Raw genomic sequence first — 23,016 nt, 5'->3', positions numbered from 1 at the left:
TTAGCGGCTTGCTCCCAATAATCAAGAACCTGTTTTTAGCGGTAGCTTTTTATTATCTTGCAGGTCTTGTTTCGCTGGTTGTTGGAGGGAGGAGTCCGCAAGAAGGTCTGGCAGGTCAATATTTTGTGCTGCGGCATGCTGACGAGCAATTTTGATATATAGAACGGAAGCTTGGTAGTCACTGCTCATGAAAATATCGCTCTCGACTATATCGATGTGTAGTCGATTTTTATTGTTATTAGGTTTATCGCATTATTCGCTGTTTAGCGAAGCAAAGTAAAGAGGGTAATGACGGCGATGTTTTAAAAATAAGCATACTTTCAGAGTATGTTTGTGCGCTATTTATCACATTGATAATTTGAGCCGATAAGTAAACACTTTGACCTTTTAGATCGAGCGTCCCATTTTCTGCCATGCTAGATTTGAATGCTGCAATAGTTGTCTTCGAAGCAAAGGTTAGCCGAACGAAAATGTAAACCTGCGTTTTCCATGCCGCATTTTGCTTCGCTGTGCACCGGGTGATGGTGCTCATACAGACCATCGCGCAATAAAATAAAAATAATTTAGGTGAAACGATGAAACTAAAGCACTTAAGCCCTTTGATACTGGGTTGTTCTGCACTCGTGTCAAGTTGGGCGCAGGCAGCGAGTAATGCGCCTCAAGACCATCCTGTTTATTCCCTGGCACAGGGTTGCTACTCCGTTCAGTCCCCCCACAATGGCCGTTACATGCGCGCTTACTACAGCGGTGGCAGCATCAATGACGGACGCAGTTATGATTTCAGAGCGAGCAGTATTGGTGATGCGGCCAAGTTTTTTATGAAACCTTCCTCTTTGGGGCACTTCAGGCCATATAACGTGGATGGCCGCTACCTGGATACCCGCTTCCCGGCGGATATTACTGCGGGTACGGTTTCTGGCAAACACTCGAATTGGCGCGTGGACTACAAAGAGGTCAATGGAGAATACCTTTATCGCTTTAACAGCCATGCGCTGGATAAATGGTTGCGTCATAACTGGTCTAGTGAGGGCATTTACTTTATCGATCTGCTGAACCCGTTCTTTAACACCAGTGAGGAGTGGTTCCGTCTGGTACCTAACACGGGGTGCACGCCTCCGCCGGAAATCGAAACCAATGTTGCTGGTAACTCGGATTCGTTAAAAGGCGATGTTAATGACCCGGTTCGCGGCTTTGTTGACCCCCATACCCATATTACCTCTTACGAATTTATGGGCGGGCGTTTTATGCATGGTTACCCCTTCCACCCTTGGGGGGTAGAAACTGCGTTAAGTGATAGTAGCAATATCCATGGTCCATGGGGCTCTCTGGATATCATCGGCAACTTGCAGGCGTATGGTGATGTTAATTACCGCTACGATACACGTGGTTATCCTGACTTTCCTCATTGGCCCAACCATAGGCAAATGAGTCATATGGGGTATTACTATAAGTGGATAGAGCGGGCCTATCTGGGAGGGCAGCGCATGATTGTGACCCACTTGGTCGAAAACGAAGTGCTCTGCAATATGCAGTCTACGGTCAACCCTGCTAGTTGGGTCGGCCATAACAGCTGTAATACGATGGATAGCATCCGTCTGCAAATTCAGCGCTTGAACGAAATGCAAAGTTACATTGATGCGCAGGAAGGGGGTATTGGAAAGGGTTGGTTTCGTATTGTGACCTCGCCTGAACAGGCGCGAGAGGTCATAGCCGATGGCAAATTGGCTGTATTGATTGGTGTTGAAGCTTCAGAAACCTTTAACTGTGGTGTTAAAGATCACTGTACCCGACATGGTGTGGAAACCCAGCTGCAAGCGCTATATGAGCAAGGTGTTCGGGTACTTTATCCCACACACAAGTTTGATAATAAGTTTGGTGGCTCGCGTGTTGAAGACGGTTTGATCAATGCCGGTCAGTGGCTCAGTTCGGGTTACTTCTTTGATACCAAAGAGTGTGATGCGCACACCCATGGCCCTTCGATGACTTCAGGTTTCCCCGAGTTGGGCAGTGTTCCCGTCATTGGGGATATCATCAATGGTATAGCTGGCAATCCTCAATATGAACAAGGCATTGAGCACTGTAATGATAATGGCTTGACCGAGCTGGGTGTTTATCTGGTCAACCGCATGATCGACATGAAAATGTTGATTGAGTTAGACCATATGAGTGAGGAAACGGCTTCGTCTGTTTTAGATATTACCGAGGCCCGAGGTTACAGCGGCGTTATCTCTTCACATAGTTGGATGACGGCAGGTAAGAATGGTGAGCTTCACAACAACTTGAAAAGAGCCATTCAAGCGGGTGGTTTCGTTACGCCGTACAACTGGGATGCCCACTCAATATCCAACTCAATCAGCCGGTATCTGGATGAGGTTGAACAAACGCCCTATGTCAATGGTGTGAGTTTTGGCACCGATATGAGTGGTCTGGGTAATCAGCCTGGCCCACGCTATGATGCGGGCTCGAACCCATTGGAGTACCCATTCACGACCGAGTTTGGCCTGGTCGTTAATGAGCAGCAATCCGGTAATCGCACATACAATTACAACAATGATGGCATGGCGCATTACGGCATGGTTGCTGACCACTTGCAGGATATTCGTGAACAAGCCCCAACGCGAATTTATGAAGCCATTATGAATTCTGCCGAGGCCTACTTGCAGATGTGGGAGCGTGCCGAGGCAAACACTAATACCGCCTACCATAATCCGCTTGAACTTTATGTCCGTATTGTCGGCTGGGATTCAGGGCGCTGTATGGGTGTGCCAGGTGATGACGATAATCTCTATGATGGCCAGAATGTTGCGCTATGGGACTGCCAGCCTCAATCAGAAGACCAGCAATGGATTTATGATAAATCGGCCCGTACGTTACGCAACCGAGCCGATAGCAGCATGTGCCTGGACAACAAAGGGCAAACCTGGAATGGCGGCGGAGTGGGTGTATGGCAATGCATCGACAACCACTCGAATATGCAGTGGGTGTTTGATGGTTACTGGTTGCGTAATGCTAACAACCAGAACTATGTTGCCGATGCCTATGGTTCGGGTAATGGTGGTAATGTGGGGCAGTGGTGGTTTCACGGCGGCAATAACCAAGCCTGGGAGTTGCGCACCGATAGAGAGGTTTATGTCTGGACGACTTACCGAACCCATCAAGGAGGCCGTTGTCTTGATCTTCCCTCCGGCAATACCGCCAATGGTAACGCGCTTAAGCTAGACCGCTGTCATGGCGGCGACAACCAGCAATGGTATTACAACCCCAAAGATGGCACCGTTCGTAGCAAGTTGAACTGGAACAAGTGTGTTGATTTATCGGCCCAAAATACCAGCAACAACACCCAGGTTCAGATATGGGACTGCAATGGCGGCAATGCCCAGAAATGGGATCATGATAACGGCTATTTCCGCCTGCGTGCCAACCATAATAAAGTGATTGATGCTAACGGCAACTATGACCGCGCAGAGGTGACTATTTGGGACTATAACGGCGGTTCTAATCAGCGATGGCGCCCGGTACTGAACTAGGCTAAGACTTGGTAATATCGTTTAAATTACCATTGGCGAAGAGTAACCGTTAACATGGTTGCTCTTCGCTTAATACTACATCAACCCTTAGTGCTTATTTAGCGCCGAAAAGAGTGGTGAGTACCGGCAGCCTCAGAGACTTTTCATTATCAGTGCTTCCAACCTTTCTGTTAACTTCGAATCACGCTCTACTTCTCCATGGCTCGGTATCAAAATGCGAGGCTTATCCTGCTGTAACTGGTGCAATACCCATGGCTTAAACGCTGACCGGCGATCTAGTAACAACCACTTGATCACCTGACTAATTTTCAACCCTGGGGCTGCGTCTAATACTTTTTGCAACGCGCGTGCAACAGGCTGGTTTGAAACCCGTTCATAGTTTAAAAAGCTGTCGCAGGTAATCCATAGGTTATTTTGTGCGTCATCGCGTTTAGACAACCAAACGTCACCGCCACGATGACCGGGGGGAATCAGCACCTGATAACCGGCAGGCAGCTCAGGCCTGTTGTTTTCAAGGGGCAGTATATTTTGGAAGCCTTTCTTCTTTAATCGTCGTGAGGCTTTTTCGCTGGCATACAGCTTTGCATCAGGAAACTTCTCTAACCAAGCGTTAACTCCCATATAGTGAAATGAGTTAGGGAAAATAATGCTGATGGTTATCTCTTGGTCACCCCACTTTTCAAGCCATGCATTCAATAGCTTTTCGCCTGGGCTAATAAATACCCAGTGCTTTTCTGATGTCTGAATAGCAACCGAATTCGATATAAAATTCGGCACGATGTATTGACCAAAATAGACTTCCGGGTGCTCATCAAGCTGAAACCAGGTGTGCTTTTTCATGAGGGTATCCATCTTTGATTGTAATGGGGCTGTATGAACAATGTCAGGTTATCAACTTTAAAATTTAGCACGATACAACGCGAGTAGGAGTTATCAATTGATAATTGAGTAAAAGGAGAGGGTAGGGATTTATGGCTCAAACAACGCGAGCTAATTTATAGCTGCAGGTGAAAACTTTTCTGTTGCTATCGCCTTACTCCTGTCCTCGATCTCGGCAACAGCATGAGTGTGGAAGGGGCGCTTAGAGTATAAAAGTTAAGTTTAATCAGCGAAAACGTTCTAGCTTTCATCTGGCAGTTATAGCAGTTTATTCTACTCTTTATCTCAAAATTATTGAATTTGATGAGTTTGGTAAAGGTCAATCTTCGGTATATACAACAAGGAGATAACTATGGCATTTGCACTGGGGCCTAACTCTTTAAAGGAGCTAAATAATGTACACGAGGACTTAGTCTCTATAGTTAAGCGAGCCATTCAAATTACCCCACAGGATTTCAGCGTTCATGACGGTATAAGGACGCTTGAGGAGCAAAAAGAACTGGTAAAGCGCGGTGCGAGTAAAACTCTGAATTCTCGGCACATAACTGGACATGCAGTAGATTTGGTGCCTTATATCAATGGCAAACTTAGATGGGAGTGGGAGCCCATATTTGTCATTGCTGATGCCGTTAGGCTAGCCGCTAAAGAACTTAGCATACCTCTGACATGGGGCGGAGCATGGGATATAGACTTTACCAATAGTAACGAACCAACTGAAGATTTGGTTAATGATTACAGCGCTAGGCGTAAAAAAATGAATAAACGAGTTTTCCTCGATGGGCCGCATTACGAATTACCTAGAATTACATACCCATAATATTTTTTGATATCAAGCTCTGAGGAAGCAAAAAGGAAGGGACAAAAGCAATAAAAAAGGCAGCTCAATTTGAGCGGCCTTTTTAGGAATTGGTAGCAATTATCAATATGAGAATGCGTGCACTACCTGACCTCAACTGACCTTTCTAATTGATTGGTGTCCTGTTATCGGACTATATTTGGTCTTAATAAGAGGTGTTTATGAAATTATCAGATCAGATTAAGCCTATTAGTTACTTGAACGCTCATGCCGCTGAAGTTGTGCGCAACCTGTCGACTCACATGCAGCCCTTGGTTATTACTCAAAACGGTGAGGCTAAGGCTGATATGCAGGACATCAAAAGCTATGAGCAAACCCAGGAAACTATGGCTCTGTTGAAAATGTTGGCTCTGGGTCAGCGTCAGATCGACGAGGGAAAAGTTCAGCCTGCAACCGATGTTGTTTCAAAGCTGCGTAGCCAGAGAAAAAACCGGTAATGAGTTATCAGGTTTTTCTCACTGATGATGAAGCTTGCGATCTTGAAGATTTGTACGACTATATCGAGTCTCATTATGCACCAGAAAAAGCGGAATATGTGCTCGACAAAATAAAAGAGACATTTTCAAGCCTTATCGTATTATCTATCGAGTTATTGCACAGAATGTCTATGTCATGGTGATCGCTGATGGTCGTCGTGATATGCAATCTCTTTTACAGCGCCCCTGTTCCAAGTCTAGGTTATTGCCATGCCAGTGATTATTTAAAAAGGTGACAATTATCAATATGAAAAGCCGTTCGAGAGTTGCTCAGTCGAAGCTTGCTGGTGATGGTTGTAGCTTGCTGTTTCAGAGCTTTTCACGTTTTGGACGTGGTTGTCAGCCTTCCAAGAAGTAACTGATAATGTCCATTTCTTTGTGGGGGATGCCGATGATATCGATGCTGTTTCTGCCAATCAGATAGAAAACGACATGCTGGCCTTCGGGGAAGCTGTAGTACTCCTCGCAGATATCCGTTCGGTGCTTGCCTAGTTGTGGGTTTTCAGCAAGCCAATGAAAACGAGCGTCAATGCTCTTCAAATAACGGTTTCGTTGAGTTTTGCCCCATGTTTGTTCTGTATAGCGGCCGATATTTTTTAAATCGTCGCGGGCACGCGGGGTAACTCTAACTTTACTGTTGATCTTTTGCTTCACTAGGTCTCAGCGTCCAGGTCGTTGATGAGTGAGTCCATTGAGAAGTTATCAACAAAGTCACCATTGCTGGCCTGGGTAGCCCCTTCGGCTAAGTGTGAGCGCAGGGCCTCCAGTTTGCTTTTGCGTTCTTCCATGGCACGTAAAGCATCTCGCACTACTTCACTGGCGGAGCCGTAACGACCGCTGGAAATTTCATTCTTGATGAACACCTCCCAGTGCTCACCCAAACTTAAGCTGGTGGTTGCCATGACTTACCTCTAATATTCATATTTAATAAATATGAATATAGTACCCATTGCCCGATATGGCAATATTTGATTAGCTTTTGTAAAAAGGTACCTAAAAAGGTATCAGATCTATTTATGTTTTAAACAAAGCAACAAAAAAGGCCGCTCAATTTGAGCAAGGCCTTAACCTTGCCGCTAACGCAGTTGGTAGCTCACTTAAATTAAAATAAACATGATTTGCAAGAGTGACGGTTATCTTTTCTGGTGGGTTTTCCAATAAAAGAGGTTTTGCCTTGGCGGTCATTTCCCAGGGGACGGGATTCTCTATAACCTCTTGCTCTTTAAATAACGCTGAGTTTGGTGAAATCTGTGTCAGTAGCTTTGTCAGTCTACTGTGTGAAATAGACTCGATATTAGCCAGGTGCTGCCATTGATCTTTATCAAAATCAGCGGCAAGAAAGTAGCAGGTGTTATCTTGCATCAAATGATAAAGGCCAACGACTCGTTGCTCAGCTAAGTGGCGATAAATGATCTGATCATTTAACTCTGTGAACTGACGGTGAGTGCAATCCTGACATTTGATGCGAGGCTTATGAAGATTCCTTGTACCCACTCGTTATTGCAGGCAACAGAGTAACCACTACGACCTTGTTTGTTTTGCCAGCGGTTAGCAAAAATATCGGTTCGGCCTCTAAGCAATCCTCTGAAAATGGCAATCTTTTGTTCTGGCGAATATAGGGGGGAGTCTGATGTATTCGGTGAAGGTTGCTGGAGTTGCTCTCTGAGAGCTAGAAGCTGCTTTTTCTCCTGCTCAAGCTCTGCGAGCCGAGCGTCAATCTCGGTTGTGTTTTGAAATATATCACTCTTAAGCATGCGCTTGAGGTGGTTTGATTAAGGATTCAGCAGGAATACCCAAACCTTCATGCAGCTTCCAGATCATTTTTAGTGTGAGCGAGCGCTTGTGATTGAGAATCTCATAGACTCGGTTGCTTTTACCAATCATTGGCTCAAGATCTTTTACGGTTAAACCTTTACGCTCCATCTCAAACTTGATGGCTTCAACAGGGTCAGGCAGTTCCATAGGGAAATGCTTGGACTCATAAGCTTCGATAAGCGTGACCATTACATCCAGTTTTTCACCTTCAGGCGTATCAGGGCCAGCCATCATCAGGCTTTCAATTTCTTTTAATGCCGCTCGGTAGTCGGCATCAGTTTTAATCGGTTTAATGTTCATAATCAACGTTCTCCTATGCGGAGTACAACTTCACTTCTAATGCTTTCCTACGCGGAAAGCTACCCACCCCTGATTAACTGCGAGGTGCCAGTTTAAATAGTTTGTACATCAATTTTGTCGTATTGCGCATGGGTGCCTATGAATCGGATGTACACCACTCGATAGGCATAGTTGACCCAAACGACCAGTCGGTATTTGTTGCCCGCAATATTGAAAACCGCTCGTCCATCTTTGAGGACGCTGGCATTTCTAAAGTCCTGCTTTACATCAGCTGGTGCGCTCCAATCGGCTGCTAAGGCATGCCGATACCAGGCGAGCGTTGGCTCTTTAGCATCCATGTACTCTGGGTGCTCTTCCCAGAAAGCTTTCAGTGTCGATAGGGCAATGATTCTCATAGAGTTAATGGTAGTCCCAAATTGGGACTGTATCAACTAAAATATACTGGAGAATCAACATGAATTAATATCAAGCACTTATGACGCAAAGAGAGTTATGTAATCGTTGGCAGGTAAGCGAAACGACACTGGAGCGCTGGCGTTCAGAGGGTATAGGCCCGATTTATGTGAAACTTGGTGGTCAAGTTAGGTACAGGCAAGAAGATGTGCTGGAGTATGAGGCCAGTTGCTTGTGTGTCAGACAGGGGGAGGGTTCTACGAGCCATAGTAACATCGCCTTGATGTTACATTCAGTGTTACTAAAATTCATGGATTTTATCGGACGCTAACGGATGCTATAGACATAAAAAAACCCGCTAAAGCTTGATTTTAAAGGCTTTGCGGGTCTTCTTTGGTTCTGGCTGAACCTTAATTTGGTGGTGGGACGGGACGCGGGTTCAGTTCCCTAACTCGCAACCGAACAAGTCCATTAAATACCTGCGATTAGCTATCGATATTTATGCCCCTAACCAACCCTAATTAGCTTGATTTGATCCGTAGTTTTGAGCGTTCATGGTGGTTACCAAATAGTCCAACACAGGAGTTTTTATGACGGTAATACACATGAATCAGAGGCAGCTGGCGAATCGATGGGGCGTAAGTGAAGCGACTTTAGAGCGGTGGCGTTCCGAAGGGATTGGCCCCAGGTATTTGAAACTACAGGGGCGAGTTATGTATCGGGAGAAAGATATTGAGGCCTATGAAGCCAACTGCTTGAGGCAGTCGACTTCTGAGGCTGTCAAAGAAAGTATTAGTTCTTCGTGACTGCATTAAACAGATTTACCAACTTGAGCTGGTCAACCCGGCTCACCGGTGTTTTGCCGATATTAGGATTGCCGACGACTACTGCCAGTGATTGTGCTCTCGATATAGCTACATTAATGCGGTGCTTATCGAAGAGGAAGTCCAGTCCTCGGGGGGATTCACTGGCGTCGCTGGCACACATGCTCAAGAACACAATTGGGGCCTCTTGGCCTTGGAACTTATCGACACTGCCCACTTTGGCTTGCTCCCCTAGCGCAGCGCGAAGTTTACTGACTTGATGGTTATACGGGGCGACAAACAAGATGTCGTTCCAGTCGATGGGTCTAGTTTCTGGGGATGACTTTCCAGTATGAAAAGTCCTTCCAATCAAACTATTGGCAAGATCCCGGATGACAGCCACTTCCTCATCAGAGGCCTGTGTATTGCCTTCATGCTCCACCGGAACGAATAAGACTCCGGCTTCAATATTAAGCGGCCCTTCATAGTCTGAAGGCACATCGATAATTCGTTTATCGTTAGACGGGTGTGACTCCAATTTTCCTTCGTAAATATGTTCACTAATGAACTGGTTGACCTTAGAGTGCATTCGATAGGTTGTGCCCAAAAATACGCCCATGTCGTCTGGAATGGTCGGAGTTTCGTGTAAGAGGTAGTCCAGCACTGAAAGGCCGCTGTCGGCCGGGTGTGTGCCTTGTGAGGGCTGGCCTAACTGCATTTGGTCACCCATCAAAATAAGGTTGGTCGTGCTGCGGCTCATGGCGATCAGGTTTGCAACGGCAACCTGGCCTGCTTCATCCACAAAAAGGTAGTCGAGTTCGCTCGCCAAATCTTCTCGAGCGAATCCCCATGCTGTTGTACCCACCACACAAGCCGGTTGGATATGATTGACCAGCTCGCTGTTCTTTAGGATGGCAACGTCATAGTCAGCCAGCTCAGGCTCATTGTCTTTGGTGCAGCCGAAGGTGGCTGAGATACCTTCTTCTTTGCAGTATTTTGCTGTACTCAATAGCAGGTTATTGATCGCCTTGTGGCTATTACTGGCAATTCCCACTTTTGCACCGGACTTCATAAGCTCTGCGATAACATGCTTACCGGTATAGGACTTACCAGCACCAGGAGGCCCTTGGATCGTTAGGTAACTGCAATCCAGGTTGCTGATCGCATGAATGATTTGTTGGAGTCGTTCACCCGGATCGTGACTGGGTGCGATAGGCCCTTCGGTGTGACCTTTTATACGGGGTTTGGAGCGCGTCAGAAAATCAATGATGGCTGATTGACCTGAACTTAGCTGTCCACTTTCATATTCGCTAACGCTCTGGTCGATGGCTTGTGGAATTGGATTTGGATTGACGTATTCGTCTGGTACTAAGGATACGACCGCTGGTGGCTCCTCTTTCGACTGCAGGACCACCAGACCATTTTCAAGATCGCTTTCCTCTCGGACAAAGGTAACTTTTGCGGTATTTCCGTCATCCGTTTCGACACCCAATAAATAGAATTGTTTTTGCGCGCCTTTAAATTCCTGTGTGGGATCAAATCGATATTCATAAGCCAGATTACGCGCTCTTGGCGTAGGCTTAAATGGTTCACGCTCTGTTCTTTCACAGCAGGCCAAACAATCTAAGTCGTCCATCAACTCAATGTGACTTAAGCCAAGTCTTTCAAATAAACGCCAGAATATGGGTTTAGCTTCTCGTCGATGAAACTCGAGCACCCATGCAAGGTTTTCAGTTAATGCCGCTTTTCTTGGATCTGACTCAAGTTCTGATAAGACGCGCTCAAGCAGACGATCACGTAGCTGCGTACGCTCTGTTACTTCCTCTTTGACATCGGGTTCGGTGCCAGTGTCTTTATAAGAAGGGGTTTTACCTAAATAAACGATGCCATGCTCGGCTTGCTGTTGTCGCAACCAATCGACCAGCTCCTGGGTTGAGTCGCAATCATCGATGTTGTAATCCCTAATATCGTTGAGGATCTTTGAGGTTTCCCAGGTGTCGCCTTGTTCACCTCGTGAGTGTAGTTCTCGCCATTGCTCATAGACCACAACCGAGTCACCGCCATTGCCAACTTCAGTCTCACGCTTTCCGCGATAAAGGTGTTCTACATTCTTGATTGAATACCGAGGCTCTCCCAGAAGGACGCCGCCTTTAACGATTTTGTAGAGGTCGACGAAAACCTCATTGCGAAGCAACTGGTCTACTTCGTATTCGCATACGCCGTAACGGCCCATCAATTTGCGGCAGGCTGCGATTTCATAATTGGCGTAATGGTATATATGCATCTTTGGGTCTTGCTGCCAACGCTGGTAAACCCATTGAATAAAATCTTGGAAGCACTGTTTTTCCTGTTCAGGATTGTGAGCCCAAAAGTCTTTAAATTGTCGATTTCCTTCTTCATCAAAATATGTGTTGCCCCAAAGGTACTCCAAGCCACCTTCATCAAGTGGATAGCCCTCTATATCGAAGAACACATCCAGCGGTGAGTGTGGCGGGAGTAATGCTAAACCTGATTTTTCATTGGGCGCAGGCGTAATGATTTCGAATCGCGGAATGGCGTTGCCAGCACTTTGCTTTTGGATTTTTGCCTGAGCTTTCAGTTTCTCAAGAACTATCGTGTTTATCCCAGGCACATGTTCGATGTCGTTCGTCGCTAGTTCTTGCATCTTATTGATGCCTGCTTGATTCAACTTCTTGATTTGGCCTTTGGTGATAGTCGCCACCTGAAATAAGTGGTCTTTTTCAACCATTAGAGATTCAGCGTAATTGCTCCAATCGGCCCAATTTTTAGAATCGGCAGGGTCTGGTCGATTGTCTACCGAATAGTGACTATGATCGTTTAAGAATGATGATTTCAAAGTTTGGTAATAATAAAAATAGTCACTCGTTCTGAGTCGCTCATTTTCACCGTTGCCTAAAGCTACCGTTATAAACTCTGGCAGGCACCCCTGTATGGATTCAAGCATTTGCGCATAACAACACAGCTGGATGACAAAGGTCGGCTTCAACTTGTTGGCGAGTTTGGTGTCCCATACTTCGTAATGCCAATCACCGAGACTGCTCTTTTTTTTAGCAGGAGAGCTAGACTCTGCTTCATGCGTTACCTTAACCAGAAAGTCTGCATAGCCACCAAAAGGAGGTAGCTCTAATCGGGCTTGTACGATGACATCAACACCTTGGCGCATCGCTGCAATCGTATTGGCGCGCTTTTCATCTGACGATTCACCTTCGATTTTAACTACATTGAGGCCTTGCTCAATAAAGGCTGCTTCCAACGCATCTTCATGCTCATAGCCCTTTTGTGCGAGGGAACTCATCAAAGCATCGGCTGGGTCTTTTTCTGGCGCCTGATCAGGATGCTCAATGGAAAACCTGTCCATCCATGAGGCAAATGGGCTCTCCATGTACTGGGTCAGGTCTGAGGGGGAGAAATGAAACTGTCCGTATTGTTTATACATATTTGCCTGACTTGATTGTTCTTTTTAGTGGTCATTATTACATAGAAAGTGGCTCATAATGATCGGTCTAGAGCACATTTGCCAAGTAAGGAGGTCTAGGCACCAAGCCTTTTCTGAAGGTTTAATCTCTTATTGCTCATCCTTTTTGAGCCCTTCAACCATCCAAATATAGTTAATCAATAGCTCGGAGTGGGTTAATATTATTACCTTCGGGTGCAATAACACCCCTTTAAAGTTAACCTTTGTTTTATCTGGTGGCCGTAGGTGATGAGGTTTGAAAGATAAAGCTTGTTGGCACAAAGGTTGAAAACAGGAAGTGTTATTAATAGAAATTGAGGAAATGAGATGGCGTTATTGAGATACGCAAACTTAGGAATTCACAGGCCAGACATCCTGCTTAGTAAAGCAGTGAGTGGTCTTGGTGACTTTTATAAGTATTTAGACACCACTCGAAAATACCTAGAAAGTACGAAGGCTGTGAAAGCGATAGCTTGGGAAAAACTAGATGATGCTAAAAGTGGAGTATGGGTACAATTAGTTGAGCCAGCTGATAACTGTGGTGATTTCGAAAAGAACTTAAAGCTCTTTTTAGATGAAAGTACTGACACTGTTTACGAAGCAAGTCCTGCGAGATGGAAAGCTGTAGGCAGTGCTGCTAGGGAATGCCCAAATTGTAGAAGTCACGGCAAGCCTAAAATGGCGTATGCGACTGAGAAGCATGCGGACGAAATTGCGAGTGAATTAGGAAATGGGCTGTCGTCGTATGAGTGTCCAGACGGTTATGGTTGGCATTTGACTGGGAAATCACAAAGCAATGTTGGATTCAATAAATCCAACGCAATTTCAGTCCAGGACAGAAATGTAGAGAATGACAGCTTGTTATTGGATCGTTTACCTGACCACGACTATTTGGTTATTCGTCCAAACACATACCAGTTAAAGTGTCAGATTAATGCATTACAAAGCTTACAAGACACCCCTTCTATTCACCATCTTCCGCTATTGAGGCTGTTTGAAGGTAAGGATCATGCTAAGTGGCCGAATGTTCCTTATGATGAGCACTTATTTAACGATGACTACTACGTTCTTACCGATGGAGCAAGAGAGGGAACATCTCAGCAGCGTGAGTTTGTAAATATTGCACTCAATACACCAGACTTTGCCTTCCTTGAAGGCCCCCCAGGATCTGGCAAAACTACAGCCATTTGCGAACTGATTCTTCAATTAATAAAGCGAGGTAAGCGGATCTTACTTTGTGCATCAACACACGTTGCTGTTGACAATGTTCTTGAACGAATGATGTCTGAAGAAAATATTTATCGCGACATGGTGTTACCTGTACGGATTGGAGATAAATCAAGCGTTTCTCAAAAGGCAAAGCCATGGCAATTAGAAGAGTTTGTTAAAACTGAACGCACAAGATTGCTAAAACATCTTCAGCAACAACCGCACATTTCAGTTAGTCAGAAGTTACTTAAAAGTAAGGTCGGCGAAGGTAAACATATTGTTGAGCGTCTTGTTCTTGAAGCGGCGAATTTAGTTTGCGGGACAACTATTGGGTTGCTTCAGCATCCTGATATCAAAAATAAACAATCAACATCGCCAATCTTCGATGTGATGATTATTGATGAAGCATCAAAAACAACTTTTCAAGAGTTTTTGGTGCCAGCGGTACTTGCCAAGCGTTGGATCATGGTGGGAGATCCAAAACAGCTTTCACCTTATGTTGATGATGAAGCTACCGAAGTAAATTTGCAGCCATGTTTACAGGATAGTTATCAGCGAGAAGCATGCGCAGATATTTTCTCTGCTCGACAAATCAATATTCAGAAACGAGAAGTATCCTTGGTTTGCACTGACGATGAAAAGACAATTGAATTTTATCATCAGCAAGCAAAGTCCAAAAATGTATTGGTTGCATCATCTAAAGGTCCGAAGACAGATCTCCCTTACGCATCAGTAGTCCTTGGTTCATCAGCGTTCATCGCTCAGAATGCTAATCACCTTCCCCTGGATTTGACGACCATAAGGGGGCTGCCTGCGTTACCGGAAAAGTTAGAAATGCGACTTGCAGCGCATTCGAGATTAACTCGTACAAAAATCAAGACCGAGTCCGATAGCTGGGAATCCCAGTTAGCGTGGCGACTGGCTCGTATGTACGAACAGCGCCTAAATACAGAATCTCACGGAAGTTCTAAAACTGTTAATAAGTTAGAGGAAGATATCAAAGCGCTACTACCATTTGACTCAGAAAAAGATACGTTCACTGCAATAGACAGGGTACGTAGGATCGCACTGCCTTCTATCCTTGAATCACTGCAAGTTGGATTTGAACGAACAGAGTATCAGAAACAAGGCACCGCTCTGTCTGATGGACTTCCAGCCAGTGTTTTGGAACAACGACAAATACGGCTTAGTTACCAGCACAGAATGCATCCAGACATTGCCGAGTTTTCCCGAGTACATATATACCATGAAAAAGCACTGCAAAGTCCTGATGGCCAAGCTGAAAAGCGGGACTGGGGATACCGAAGCGGCTCACATCGTTGTATATGGCACGATGTTAAAGGTCGAAAAGGCAAAGAAGGTGAAATCACCGCTGAAGTAGAAGAAATATTAAAAGAATTAAGTCGCTTTGATTCTTGGGCAAAATCAAACCCAAATGTTGAGAAAAACCAACAAAAGCCTTGGGAAGTTGCTGTTTTGGCATTCTATCGGGCTCAAGAGCGAGCTATACGTCGAGCTTTACGAAAGTGGACGGGAAATCATCACGGAGTAAGGCATTTCTATCGAGGTGAAAAATCCTCACCGTATATTGATATTCAGATATGTACCGTAGACCGTTTTCAGGGGCATGAGGCTGATTTTGTCATGCTTAGTTTCGCAAATAACCATCCCACGAGTTTTCTTGAAAGCCCAAATCGCTTGAATGTGGCAATTACGAGGGCCAAGCATCAGCTCATTGTGTACGGAAACCGCCCTGCAATGCAAAAGGCATCGGGTGTGTTAGGTACTTTTGCCAGCAATTCTTACTGGTCTACAACAATCGAGACTGAATCACAGGAGGCACTATGAGCCAGGACATCATACTAAAACGAGAAATTAAGACTGAAAGTTGGCTCATACAGGGTGAAATCGCGCTGGCAGATAGCCGTCCAGAAATTAACTGCGTGCTGCAATTCCTTCAAGATTATCCGAATGCGAGTTCTGCTGAGTGCTCCGAGCATTTATTTGGGGACAAAATCGGACGTCGTGTCGTTGCTGATAGGTTACTAAACATATGTCGATTATATGGGCTTGCGGAGTCTAGTCGAGGCCAATACAGGCTCACTGAGACAGGACTGATTGCTCTTAAGAAAGATCAAATTCTAGTGCCAGAAGATGGATGTTGGAGCCTTTGCGTTTGTCATGAGCCATTATTGCCCCATCCACTTTTGACTATTGACGCGCACACAGAGCCAAGTGCAGCGTCAATCGGGCTGGGAAAGAACCGTCATAACTTAAAAGCGCGGGCTGATAAGTTATCGAAGATACCTCAATCTGTTAAGGAGCTAATTGGTTTGCAAGAACAACCAATAGGTGGTGGCTCGGAAGTACGAGTGGATAAAATTGAACATAAAGGTGAGCGCATCTCACCTCAAGGAAAACCGTATTACATCGAGTGGAATGTGATTGATGGCAATGTCGATGTGAAGCGCGGAAAGGATCTTATTTTTTCACATCGGGTTAAGCCAATCAGTCGCCTGCAAGTTTTGAAAGAACTTCTGCGTAGTGAAGGCTTGCTTGAACAATGGGATAAGAAAACGGAAATTTTGTCAGTAGTTTTTGAAAATACAACTGAATCTGAGCGAATCAATATGAAGCGCTCGGTAAAAGTAAACAAACCATCTGTTAAGAAGTTTGGCTCGTTTGATACGATGAAATTACACAATATTTCAATATCAGCATTGACTGAATTGGATGCTAAAAAGTGGGCTGAATGGAGATTAGAGAAAAATATTAATATGTATGCCACTAATAGCAAATATCAAATTTGGAGAGAAAAAGCACTCGAACCTTTTACAGACTGGAATTTTACACTACCTGATAGGGCTGAACTGGCAAATCAGTTTTGGATTGAAGAAGACCAGCAAAATCAGCATACCTGGCATGTCATTGCAGCCCATGATTGGAATCTATAAGGAATAATAGTGATGAATCTAATTGAAAAGTTTACTAAAACAGAAACTAAGATTGTTGATCAATCAAATACCAAGTTGCCCCCTGTGCTTTTGCCTGTTCCACCAAAACAGGTATCTGATCCGCAGCAGATTAATAGCTCTTTGTTTTGCGATAAGCTGCAATCAAGAGTTGTCGAATTAATCGATAGTGCTAAACATTCGGTTATTCTTAGTACGTTTTTGCTTGCCGATGAAAATGTCGAATCAGCGGTCTTAAAAGCAGCAAAGCGCAAGGTTCGTGTGTACATACTATTGGCATGTGAGACTCGTCTTGATGGCGATGTGCCTGATGATGACTTTGGTAAGAAGTGCCTTGTGCAGCATAAGGAAATGTTAAACAAATTGTCTGGGCATGTTCACTTTGCATCTGCGCCGCATTTCCATGCAAAAGCTGTTGTCATAGACGCATTACATGAAGATGGTATTGCGAAAGGGTTGCTTTTAACGGCAAACCTTACAGAAGAGGCACTTAAACGAAATGAAGAGCTGGGGGTCTCGCTTTCACGCCATCAAATAGCTGAGATCTTGAATGTGTTCCGTTGGGCAATCTTCGAGAGTGCGCAGCACCATATGACAAGCCGTGGTGAATTCTCAGCATACAAGTCTCCGGGAAATGTCGGATACCCAAGAGAATTAACTGAAATACTGGTCACATCTAGTGAAGATGCTCGAATTAGGGAACACGCATTAGCGTTGATCAATAAAGCGGATAAAGAACTCATCATATCGAGTTTTGGGTGGCAAGAAGACCATCAGCTTGTAAAAGCAATATGTAAGCGTGCGAAATCGGGGGTAAAAGTCACAGTTCTATCCCGCCAAAGACCCGCAGCCATGCCAGCGTTGTTGGCTATGAAACAAGCTGGTGCATCAGTGATGTGTTTTAAATGGCTACATGCCAAAGCGATTGTAGTAGATGGAATGCATGGCATGGTGATGTCGGCCAATTTTCAAGCGCATGGTATGGATCAAGGCTTTGAGTTAGGCGTAAAGCTCACTGTTAGTCAGGTAAAAGAGCTGATGAATTGCTTCGATGTGTTTTTAACTAATAGCCACAATCAATTGAACATAGATATGAGTCTAGGGATGATTTCCGGTGGTTTTGAAGCTTGGGAAAATAATATATTCAAGAGGTACTCAGTCAGCGAAGTAGACATTGTTGAGTTATCTCCCATAAAAGCAGATTGTTTGTCTGATATGGATAAGCACCCAAAAATACCCAATGCAAACTGGCGGGAAAAAACCTCGCACAAGATTGAGTATAAATGGCGTATAGAACCGCCTGTTATCACCAATACAAGTTCAGAGTATTTTAGACCTTCAACAGCTAAGGATGAAACCTCTAAAAAGCAGAATACAGGCTCGACTAGAAAAAGTTATGAGCCCAAGGTTGTTCGACTGACAAAAAAGCAGTTAGCGATTACAGTTCGTAAAGAGTCTGAACTTTCCATGGCAAAAAGGCTGAAGCAAAGTGAATTGCCAAACGCCCGAATTGTATTGGAGGCGTAACTTTGGATATCAAAAACACGCTGCTTTGTTGGCACTCAAAAAGAGCTGGGGTTGAGGTATTAGATGAGGCGTTAAAGCGGCTTAAGAATCGTAAAGTTTATGTTGGCAAAGTAATTGTGCTTACTCAGTCAGCTGAGGATAACAGACTGTACAAAGAGCATGAATTTGGCGATATACAGATTACCTTTCGAACTGTAGCTATCGAGAACCCAGCTGATCACAACGAAATTTATCACGCAATAGAATCTGAGATTATTCCAGAGCTAAAGCTTGAACAGCATCTTCATATAAATGTATCGCCGGGAACTCCGGCGATGCATGCGGTTTGGTTGATTCTTCATGCTCGGGGGCGTTTTCCACGCGAAACAATCCTCTGGTCATCTCAATATAACCCCGATACCAAAAGAACCAGCATTGCCAAAGTTGACTTCAGTGTTAACACGTATCTGGCAGAGATCTCTGCTATTTCGAGTTCAGAGGCCGGTTACGCCCTTTACGATTTAGATCCTAAATCAAAAGCAAGGCAGGATGCATTACAAACGTTAAAGCAGTTTTCTTGCGTCCCCAAAGCACCGTTACTTGTATTGGGTGAACGTGGTACAGGGAAAACGAGGTTAATTGAAACCGTTGTCGGTAAGGTGAAGCAAAAGCAGGTAGTTACGCTTGCATGTGGAGGGTTAGACTCTCAAGTGGTTGATAGTATGTTGTTTGGCCACGTAAAAGGTGCGTTCACTGGGGCGGAAAAGGATCGCAATGGGCTTTTGAAAGAAGCAAATGGAAAAGTATTGTTCTTGGATGAGATACAAGATTTACCAACTTCGGTTCAGCGAAAGCTGGTTCGAGTGCTTCAAGATAATCATCACAGCTTTCGCCCTGTTGGAAGTGACACCGAGGAAGCATCTGACTTTGAGCTAGTTTGCGCGAGTAATAAATCTCTTGAGCAATTGGCAGCGATACTCGATGCTGATTTCTTTGATCGTGTATCCATGCTCACAATAACAATACCTCCACTTCGGGCATGCAGAGAAGATATATTGTCCGATTGGCAAAGAATCTGGCAGGAAGTTAATGTCAACCCCAATCTGCCTGCGGAAGCTCCAGTATCAAATGATTTAATCCAGTTTTTTAACTCGGCATATTTACCAGGTAACTTACGTGACCTCAAAAAGCTGGCATATATGTCTTGTGCGTTTTTGAGCTCCCAAACTACAGAGTCGGCAATCTCTAGCTCATTAGCTTCTTTGGGCGAGCCTGCTATCCAAGGGGATAGTCCTGACACAAGGTTTGCATTTGGTGATTTATCCAAGACAACTAAGGATGAGTTAACGAAAGCGTTTCATAAGGAATTTGCCACAGCTGCCAAAAAGCAATTCGGGACATGGGTTAAAGCCGCAGAAGCATTGAAGGTGGATCAAAAAACTCTGCAAAAGTATATGAGAGACAATTGAATACTAACTTTGCTAGGCTTGGAAAAATGGAAAATCCGCAAGCATCTCAAAATGATAGGTATTTAAAATACTTAGCTGTAGGTTTGAAATTGTCACGATAGTTAAACCTAGGGTTTAACTATCGCTGTGATTTTAAACTGTGAGTCTTGTACGTTGATCTGCCCAAAGCCTAGGCGGATCTACCGCCAAATCAAACAAGGTCAAGGTTGGCGGCAATTGATCATCCAAAATGGCTTCTACGATATCGGGTGCAAGAGTTGTCAGGTTAACCATTCGGCTGACGTAGCTGTTGTCGATACCTTCTTTCTCGGCAATTTCCCTAAGTGATTTAACTTGGCCGGTTTCCAGCATAGCAAGCCAGCAATGACCTCTGGCCAATGTAAGTTGCAGTGGCGTTGGATCAGTATCCCATGGCCTGGGCTCATGGGAGGAACCATCTGGTAGAGTAATCAGTTGTCGTCCACTTCTGCGTTTTAGACTGATGGGGACCGATATGCTGAGTTTGCCATTACTGGCTTCGAAGACGCTTGGATCGCCAGATTGGCTCATTTCAATTTTAAATCCGCTCCCCTTGCTCATGCGACAACCTCCTGCTTAGCCGATTCTGTAATCTCTAGCGCGAGGCGCTCAACACCATTTTCCCAAAGCCTGATATCAATATTGTCGGGTTTAACAATGATCTTCTCGATCAACAGTTTAATAATCCGCGATTGTTCGTCGGGGAATAGTTGCTCCCAGACATTATCGATTTTATTGAGTGCGACAGTGACCTGAGCTTCATCAATTTCGTGGTCCTGCTGATTGGCAATCGATGCTACCTGCTGAGTAATGGGCGGTGCTTTGAGAATACCTCTGATTTGCTCGACTACGGCCGACTCCAATTCAGCGGCGGGTATTCTCGGTAAGCCTGAGGCGCCAGAATATTCTTTGGTATCGCGGGTGCTAATGTAATAGCGGTATCGCCTGCCACTTTTCTTTTTGGTTGAGCTCCATGTTGTAAGCGCTCGACCATCTTCTGCGAAGACCATCCCCTTGAGAAGAAATGGGATCTTTGCGCGGGTGTAGTTGCCGCGTTTGTGCCCATTGATCGATAGTATTGAGTGAACGTCATCCCAAAGTTTTTGATTAATGATTGCGTCGTGCTTGCCTTCGTACCACTGGTCCTTGTGCCTAAGCTCTCCGAGGTAGGTGCGGTTATGAAGTAGCTTGTAGATAAGGCCTCTATCAATTGGTTTTCCGGGCCGAAACCGACCATCCTGAGTAGTCCAGGATTTACTGGTGGCACCTTCCAGTCTCAGCTCCTTATACAGCAGCGTTGTTGAGCCGATTTCAGTAAAGCGTAGGAAGACTTGTTGCACCAACTTAGCTTCCTTGGGGTTTATCACAAGGCAGCGGTCCTTTACATCGTAACCAAGAGGAGGAATTCCTCCCATCCATAAACCTTTCTTCTTACTGGCGGTGATCTTATCGCGGATCCTTTCGCCGGTGACCTCTCTTTCAAATTGGGCGAAAGACAGCAGAATATTCAGCATCAGCCTGCCCATTGAGTTAGTGGTGTTAAATTGCTGGGTGACTGAAACGAATGATGTGTTATGGCGTTCAAATACCTCAATCATTTTGGAGAAGTCGGTTAGGCTTCGTGTCAGTCGGTCAATTTTGTAAACAACAACTACATCGATTTTGTCATCCTGAATGTCCTTAAGTAGACGTTTCATTGCCGGGCGATCCATATTTCCACCGGAGTATGCGGGATCGTCGTAGTCATCCTCGACAGGTATCTGCGCAACGGCCGAAGTAGATGGTTCGAATATGATATCTGAGCTCATTTTGCCTCCGAAGTGCTGGTGTTCTCTGGTTCACCATGAACGCTTCGGTAGCCAGACAGGCTGGTGTCTCTGCGCGAGCGCTATCGCGTGAAAACACCCCCCTTGGTGCATCACTCGATCGTTTAAGTCAGAAGTATCGCAGGCTGAAGTCCCCAATAACTGATTGAATATTCTTGATTGTTGAAACCGCCCCTGAGGCGGTTTTTATGTATAGGACATACGGTATGTCGCGATGCCATGGATGGCATAGAGCGACCGTGTTTTAGGAGAGCATAAATGGCGCCTGCCAAAGAAAAAGAGAGCGGCATGGTCGTCATGCCAAAAGACGAATTTGAGAGCCTTTTAAATAACGCTGCCGAGCGAGGGGCGGAACGTGTATTGGCACACCTGGGTTTAGAAAACGGTCATGCCGCTCGAGATATACGAGAGCTTCGAGACTTACTTGATGCTTGGCGTGATGCCAGACGCACCGCATGGCAAACGGTAATCAAAGTCGCCACTACAGGCATTCTTGCGGCTTTCATTCTGGGGGTCGCTATCAAATTGAAGCAGCCTTGAGCGCATTTCAAAATAAATAACGGAGGACAATAACATGCTCACATTGTTAGGTAGCCTGCTTGGCTTTATTTCCAGTGCCTTTCCAGACTTGCTTAAAATCTGGCAAGACAAACAAGACAGAAAACACGAGCTACAGATTCTCGATCGACAAATGGAGCAGATGCGCCTCGGCCATAACCAGAGGCTTGAAGAAATTACTGTCAATGCGGATATTAACGAAAGCCTCGCCTTACTGAAATACGACAGCCAGCCTTCTGGAGTAAAGTGGGTGGATGGGCTTAGAGCCTCAGTGCGCCCGGTAATCACTTACGCTTTCTTCCTGCTGTTTACCACTGTAAAAGTCAGTGCGCTGTATGTGCTAATGGTCGATCAAGGTGTGGAGTTTGTTGCGGCTTTGCCGCAAATCTGGGACGCAGAAACACAAGCCCTGTTTGCCGCCGTGATGAGCTTTTGGTTTGGACAGCGAGCTTTGGCAAAAGCCAGGGGGCAGTAATATGCGCCACATTACTCAAGATGGCATCGACTTAATCAAGCGTTTCGAGGGCTTTAGCTCAACGGTTTATATCTGCCCAGCCGGTTACCCAACCATCGGCTATGGGCACTTGGTCCGTTCGGGCGAATCTTTTAATGAGATCAGTGAGACTGAAGCCGAAGAACTATTGCGCAAGGACGTTGAGACAGCTGAGCGAGCGGTCCTGCGTTTGGTGAACGTCCCATTAACAGATGGCCAGTTTGATGCGTTGGTTTCATTTACCTTCAATCTGGGGGCCGGGGCTTTTCAGCGTTCAACCCTTCGGAGAAAGGTGAATCGCCGAGCTCATACCGAGGTGCCAGCGCAAATGATGCGCTGGGTGTGGGCTGGTGGGCGGAAGTTGAACGGATTGATTAGGCGTCGCGGTGCTGAATCAAATCTGTATGTCTATAGCTAAACTACAGGAAATGTTAATATCTG

22 protein-coding genes and 1 pseudogene are annotated in these 23,016 nt (G+C 45.2%); 13 read left to right on the top strand and 10 right to left on the bottom strand.

All coding sequences use genetic code 11. The annotated features are described in order from the left end of the window. Positions 1–21: 21 nt before the first annotated feature. Positions 22–189, bottom strand: a complete 168-nt coding sequence (locus tag MY523_RS13455; RefSeq protein ID WP_250655211.1) for a hypothetical protein — start codon at positions 187–189, stop codon at positions 22–24. Between the two features lie 386 nt (positions 190–575). Between MY523_RS13455 and MY523_RS13450 the strand changes: the two genes are divergently transcribed. Then, complete coding sequence (locus MY523_RS13450; protein ID WP_250655210.1) at positions 576–3,527, top strand: ricin-type beta-trefoil lectin domain protein; 2,952 nt, start codon at positions 576–578, stop codon at positions 3,525–3,527. A gap of 132 nt (positions 3,528–3,659) precedes the next feature. On the opposite strand, the gene MY523_RS13445 is transcribed toward MY523_RS13450, so the two are convergent. Further along, positions 3,660–4,367 (bottom strand): hypothetical protein, encoded by a 708-nt coding sequence (locus MY523_RS13445; RefSeq protein WP_250655209.1) that lies wholly within the window; start codon positions 4,365–4,367, stop codon positions 3,660–3,662. Positions 4,368–4,758: 391 nt separating this feature from the next. On the opposite strand from MY523_RS13445, the gene MY523_RS13440 reads away from it, so the two are divergent. From MY523_RS13440 to MY523_RS13430, 3 genes are all read left to right on the top strand, one after another. After that, a complete protein-coding gene (locus MY523_RS13440) occupies positions 4,759–5,223 on the top strand; it encodes a M15 family metallopeptidase (RefSeq protein ID WP_250655208.1) in 465 nt (154 codons plus the stop codon). Between the two features lie 200 nt (positions 5,224–5,423). Next, positions 5,424–5,699 carry a type II toxin-antitoxin system Phd/YefM family antitoxin gene (locus tag MY523_RS13435; RefSeq protein ID WP_250655207.1) on the top strand — a complete coding sequence of 92 codons (276 nt, stop codon included), beginning with the start codon at positions 5,424–5,426 and terminating at the stop codon, positions 5,697–5,699. Then, positions 5,699–5,881 carry a hypothetical protein gene (locus tag MY523_RS13430; protein ID WP_250655206.1) on the top strand — a complete coding sequence of 61 codons (183 nt, stop codon included), beginning with the start codon at positions 5,699–5,701 and terminating at the stop codon, positions 5,879–5,881. Before MY523_RS13435 ends, MY523_RS13430 begins: the two co-directional genes overlap by 1 nt. Before the next feature lie 196 nt (positions 5,882–6,077). Here MY523_RS13430 and MY523_RS13425 read toward each other — a convergent pair whose 3' ends face one another. From MY523_RS13425 to MY523_RS13400, 5 genes and pseudogenes are all read right to left on the bottom strand, one after another. Next, entirely contained in the window at positions 6,078–6,392 is a 315-nt protein-coding gene (locus MY523_RS13425) for a type II toxin-antitoxin system RelE/ParE family toxin (protein WP_250655205.1), read from the bottom strand. After that, positions 6,392–6,640, bottom strand: a complete 249-nt coding sequence (locus tag MY523_RS13420; RefSeq protein ID WP_250655204.1) for a type II toxin-antitoxin system ParD family antitoxin — start codon at positions 6,638–6,640, stop codon at positions 6,392–6,394. The genes MY523_RS13425 and MY523_RS13420 overlap by 1 nt, the downstream gene beginning before the upstream one ends. 145 nt (positions 6,641–6,785) lie before the next feature. After that, positions 6,786–7,492 (bottom strand): annotated as a pseudogene (locus MY523_RS22025) (TOTE conflict system archaeo-eukaryotic primase domain-containing protein). Beyond that, the gene (locus MY523_RS13405) at positions 7,485–7,853 is read right to left on the bottom strand and encodes a helix-turn-helix domain-containing protein (protein WP_250655201.1); all 369 of its coding nucleotides are present in this window, start codon (positions 7,851–7,853) and stop codon (positions 7,485–7,487) included. Before MY523_RS13405 ends, MY523_RS22025 begins: the two are co-directional and overlap by 8 nt. A 92-nt stretch (positions 7,854–7,945) precedes the next feature. Further along, complete coding sequence (locus MY523_RS13400) at positions 7,946–8,248, bottom strand: type II toxin-antitoxin system HigB family toxin (RefSeq protein WP_250655200.1); 303 nt, start codon at positions 8,246–8,248, stop codon at positions 7,946–7,948. Between the two features lie 80 nt (positions 8,249–8,328). Here MY523_RS13400 and MY523_RS13395 point away from each other — a divergent pair, with 80 nt between their 5' ends. Both MY523_RS13395 and MY523_RS13390 read left to right on the top strand, forming a co-directional pair. Next, a complete protein-coding gene (locus MY523_RS13395) occupies positions 8,329–8,577 on the top strand; it encodes a helix-turn-helix transcriptional regulator (RefSeq protein WP_250655199.1) in 249 nt (82 codons plus the stop codon). A gap of 259 nt (positions 8,578–8,836) precedes the next feature. Then, positions 8,837–9,052, top strand: coding sequence for a helix-turn-helix transcriptional regulator (locus MY523_RS13390; RefSeq protein ID WP_045857757.1), 216 nt, complete (start codon positions 8,837–8,839; stop codon positions 9,050–9,052). Here the strand turns inward: MY523_RS13390 and MY523_RS13385 are convergent. Further along, complete coding sequence (locus tag MY523_RS13385; RefSeq protein WP_250655198.1) at positions 9,039–12,506, bottom strand: TM0106 family RecB-like putative nuclease; 3,468 nt, start codon at positions 12,504–12,506, stop codon at positions 9,039–9,041. The genes MY523_RS13390 and MY523_RS13385 overlap by 14 nt on opposite strands. Before the next feature lie 345 nt (positions 12,507–12,851). On the opposite strand from MY523_RS13385, the gene MY523_RS13380 reads away from it, so the two are divergent. Genes MY523_RS13380 through MY523_RS13365 form a run of 4 tightly spaced genes read left to right on the top strand, consistent with a single transcriptional unit; the run spans position 12,852 to position 19,680 of the window. Continuing rightward, a complete protein-coding gene (locus MY523_RS13380) occupies positions 12,852–15,581 on the top strand; it encodes a DEAD/DEAH box helicase family protein (protein ID WP_250655197.1) in 2,730 nt (909 codons plus the stop codon). Next, on the top strand, positions 15,578–16,687 hold the full coding sequence (locus MY523_RS13375) for a hypothetical protein (RefSeq protein WP_250655196.1): 1,110 nt from the start codon (positions 15,578–15,580) through the stop codon (positions 16,685–16,687). The genes MY523_RS13380 and MY523_RS13375 overlap by 4 nt, the downstream gene beginning before the upstream one ends. Positions 16,688–16,699: 12 nt before the next feature. Beyond that, a complete protein-coding gene (locus MY523_RS13370) occupies positions 16,700–18,232 on the top strand; it encodes a phospholipase D-like domain-containing protein (protein WP_250655195.1) in 1,533 nt (510 codons plus the stop codon). A 2-nt stretch (positions 18,233–18,234) separates the two neighbouring features. Continuing rightward, entirely contained in the window at positions 18,235–19,680 is a 1,446-nt protein-coding gene (locus MY523_RS13365) for a sigma-54-dependent transcriptional regulator (protein WP_250655194.1), read from the top strand. Between the two features lie 132 nt (positions 19,681–19,812). On the opposite strand, the gene MY523_RS13360 is transcribed toward MY523_RS13365, so the two are convergent. Then, positions 19,813–20,259 carry a LacI family transcriptional regulator gene (locus tag MY523_RS13360; RefSeq protein WP_250655193.1) on the bottom strand — a complete coding sequence of 149 codons (447 nt, stop codon included), beginning with the start codon at positions 20,257–20,259 and terminating at the stop codon, positions 19,813–19,815. Beyond that, positions 20,256–21,506, bottom strand: a complete 1,251-nt coding sequence (locus MY523_RS13355) for a recombinase family protein (RefSeq protein WP_250655192.1) — start codon at positions 21,504–21,506, stop codon at positions 20,256–20,258. Before MY523_RS13355 ends, MY523_RS13360 begins: the two co-directional genes overlap by 4 nt. 276 nt (positions 21,507–21,782) lie before the next feature. Between MY523_RS13355 and MY523_RS13350 the strand changes: the two genes are divergently transcribed. From MY523_RS13350 to MY523_RS13340, 3 genes are read left to right on the top strand one after another with little or no spacing between them, the layout of a single operon-like run. Further along, complete coding sequence (locus MY523_RS13350; protein ID WP_250655191.1) at positions 21,783–22,064, top strand: DUF6127 family protein; 282 nt, start codon at positions 21,783–21,785, stop codon at positions 22,062–22,064. 34 nt (positions 22,065–22,098) lie between these two features. Further along, positions 22,099–22,557: a hypothetical protein gene (locus MY523_RS13345; protein ID WP_250655190.1), complete on the top strand. Its 459-nt coding sequence runs from the start codon at positions 22,099–22,101 to the stop codon at positions 22,555–22,557. Position 22,558: 1 nt separating this feature from the next. Then, a complete protein-coding gene (locus MY523_RS13340) occupies positions 22,559–22,993 on the top strand; it encodes a lysozyme (RefSeq protein ID WP_250655189.1) in 435 nt (144 codons plus the stop codon). The last annotated feature ends 23 nt before the right edge of the window (positions 22,994–23,016 follow it).

Source organism: Alkalimarinus coralli (assembly GCF_023650515.1).
GTDB classification, from domain to species: Bacteria; Pseudomonadota; Gammaproteobacteria; order Pseudomonadales; family Oleiphilaceae; genus Alkalimarinus; species Alkalimarinus coralli.
This window is presented reverse-complemented; position numbering and strand designations above follow the sequence as displayed.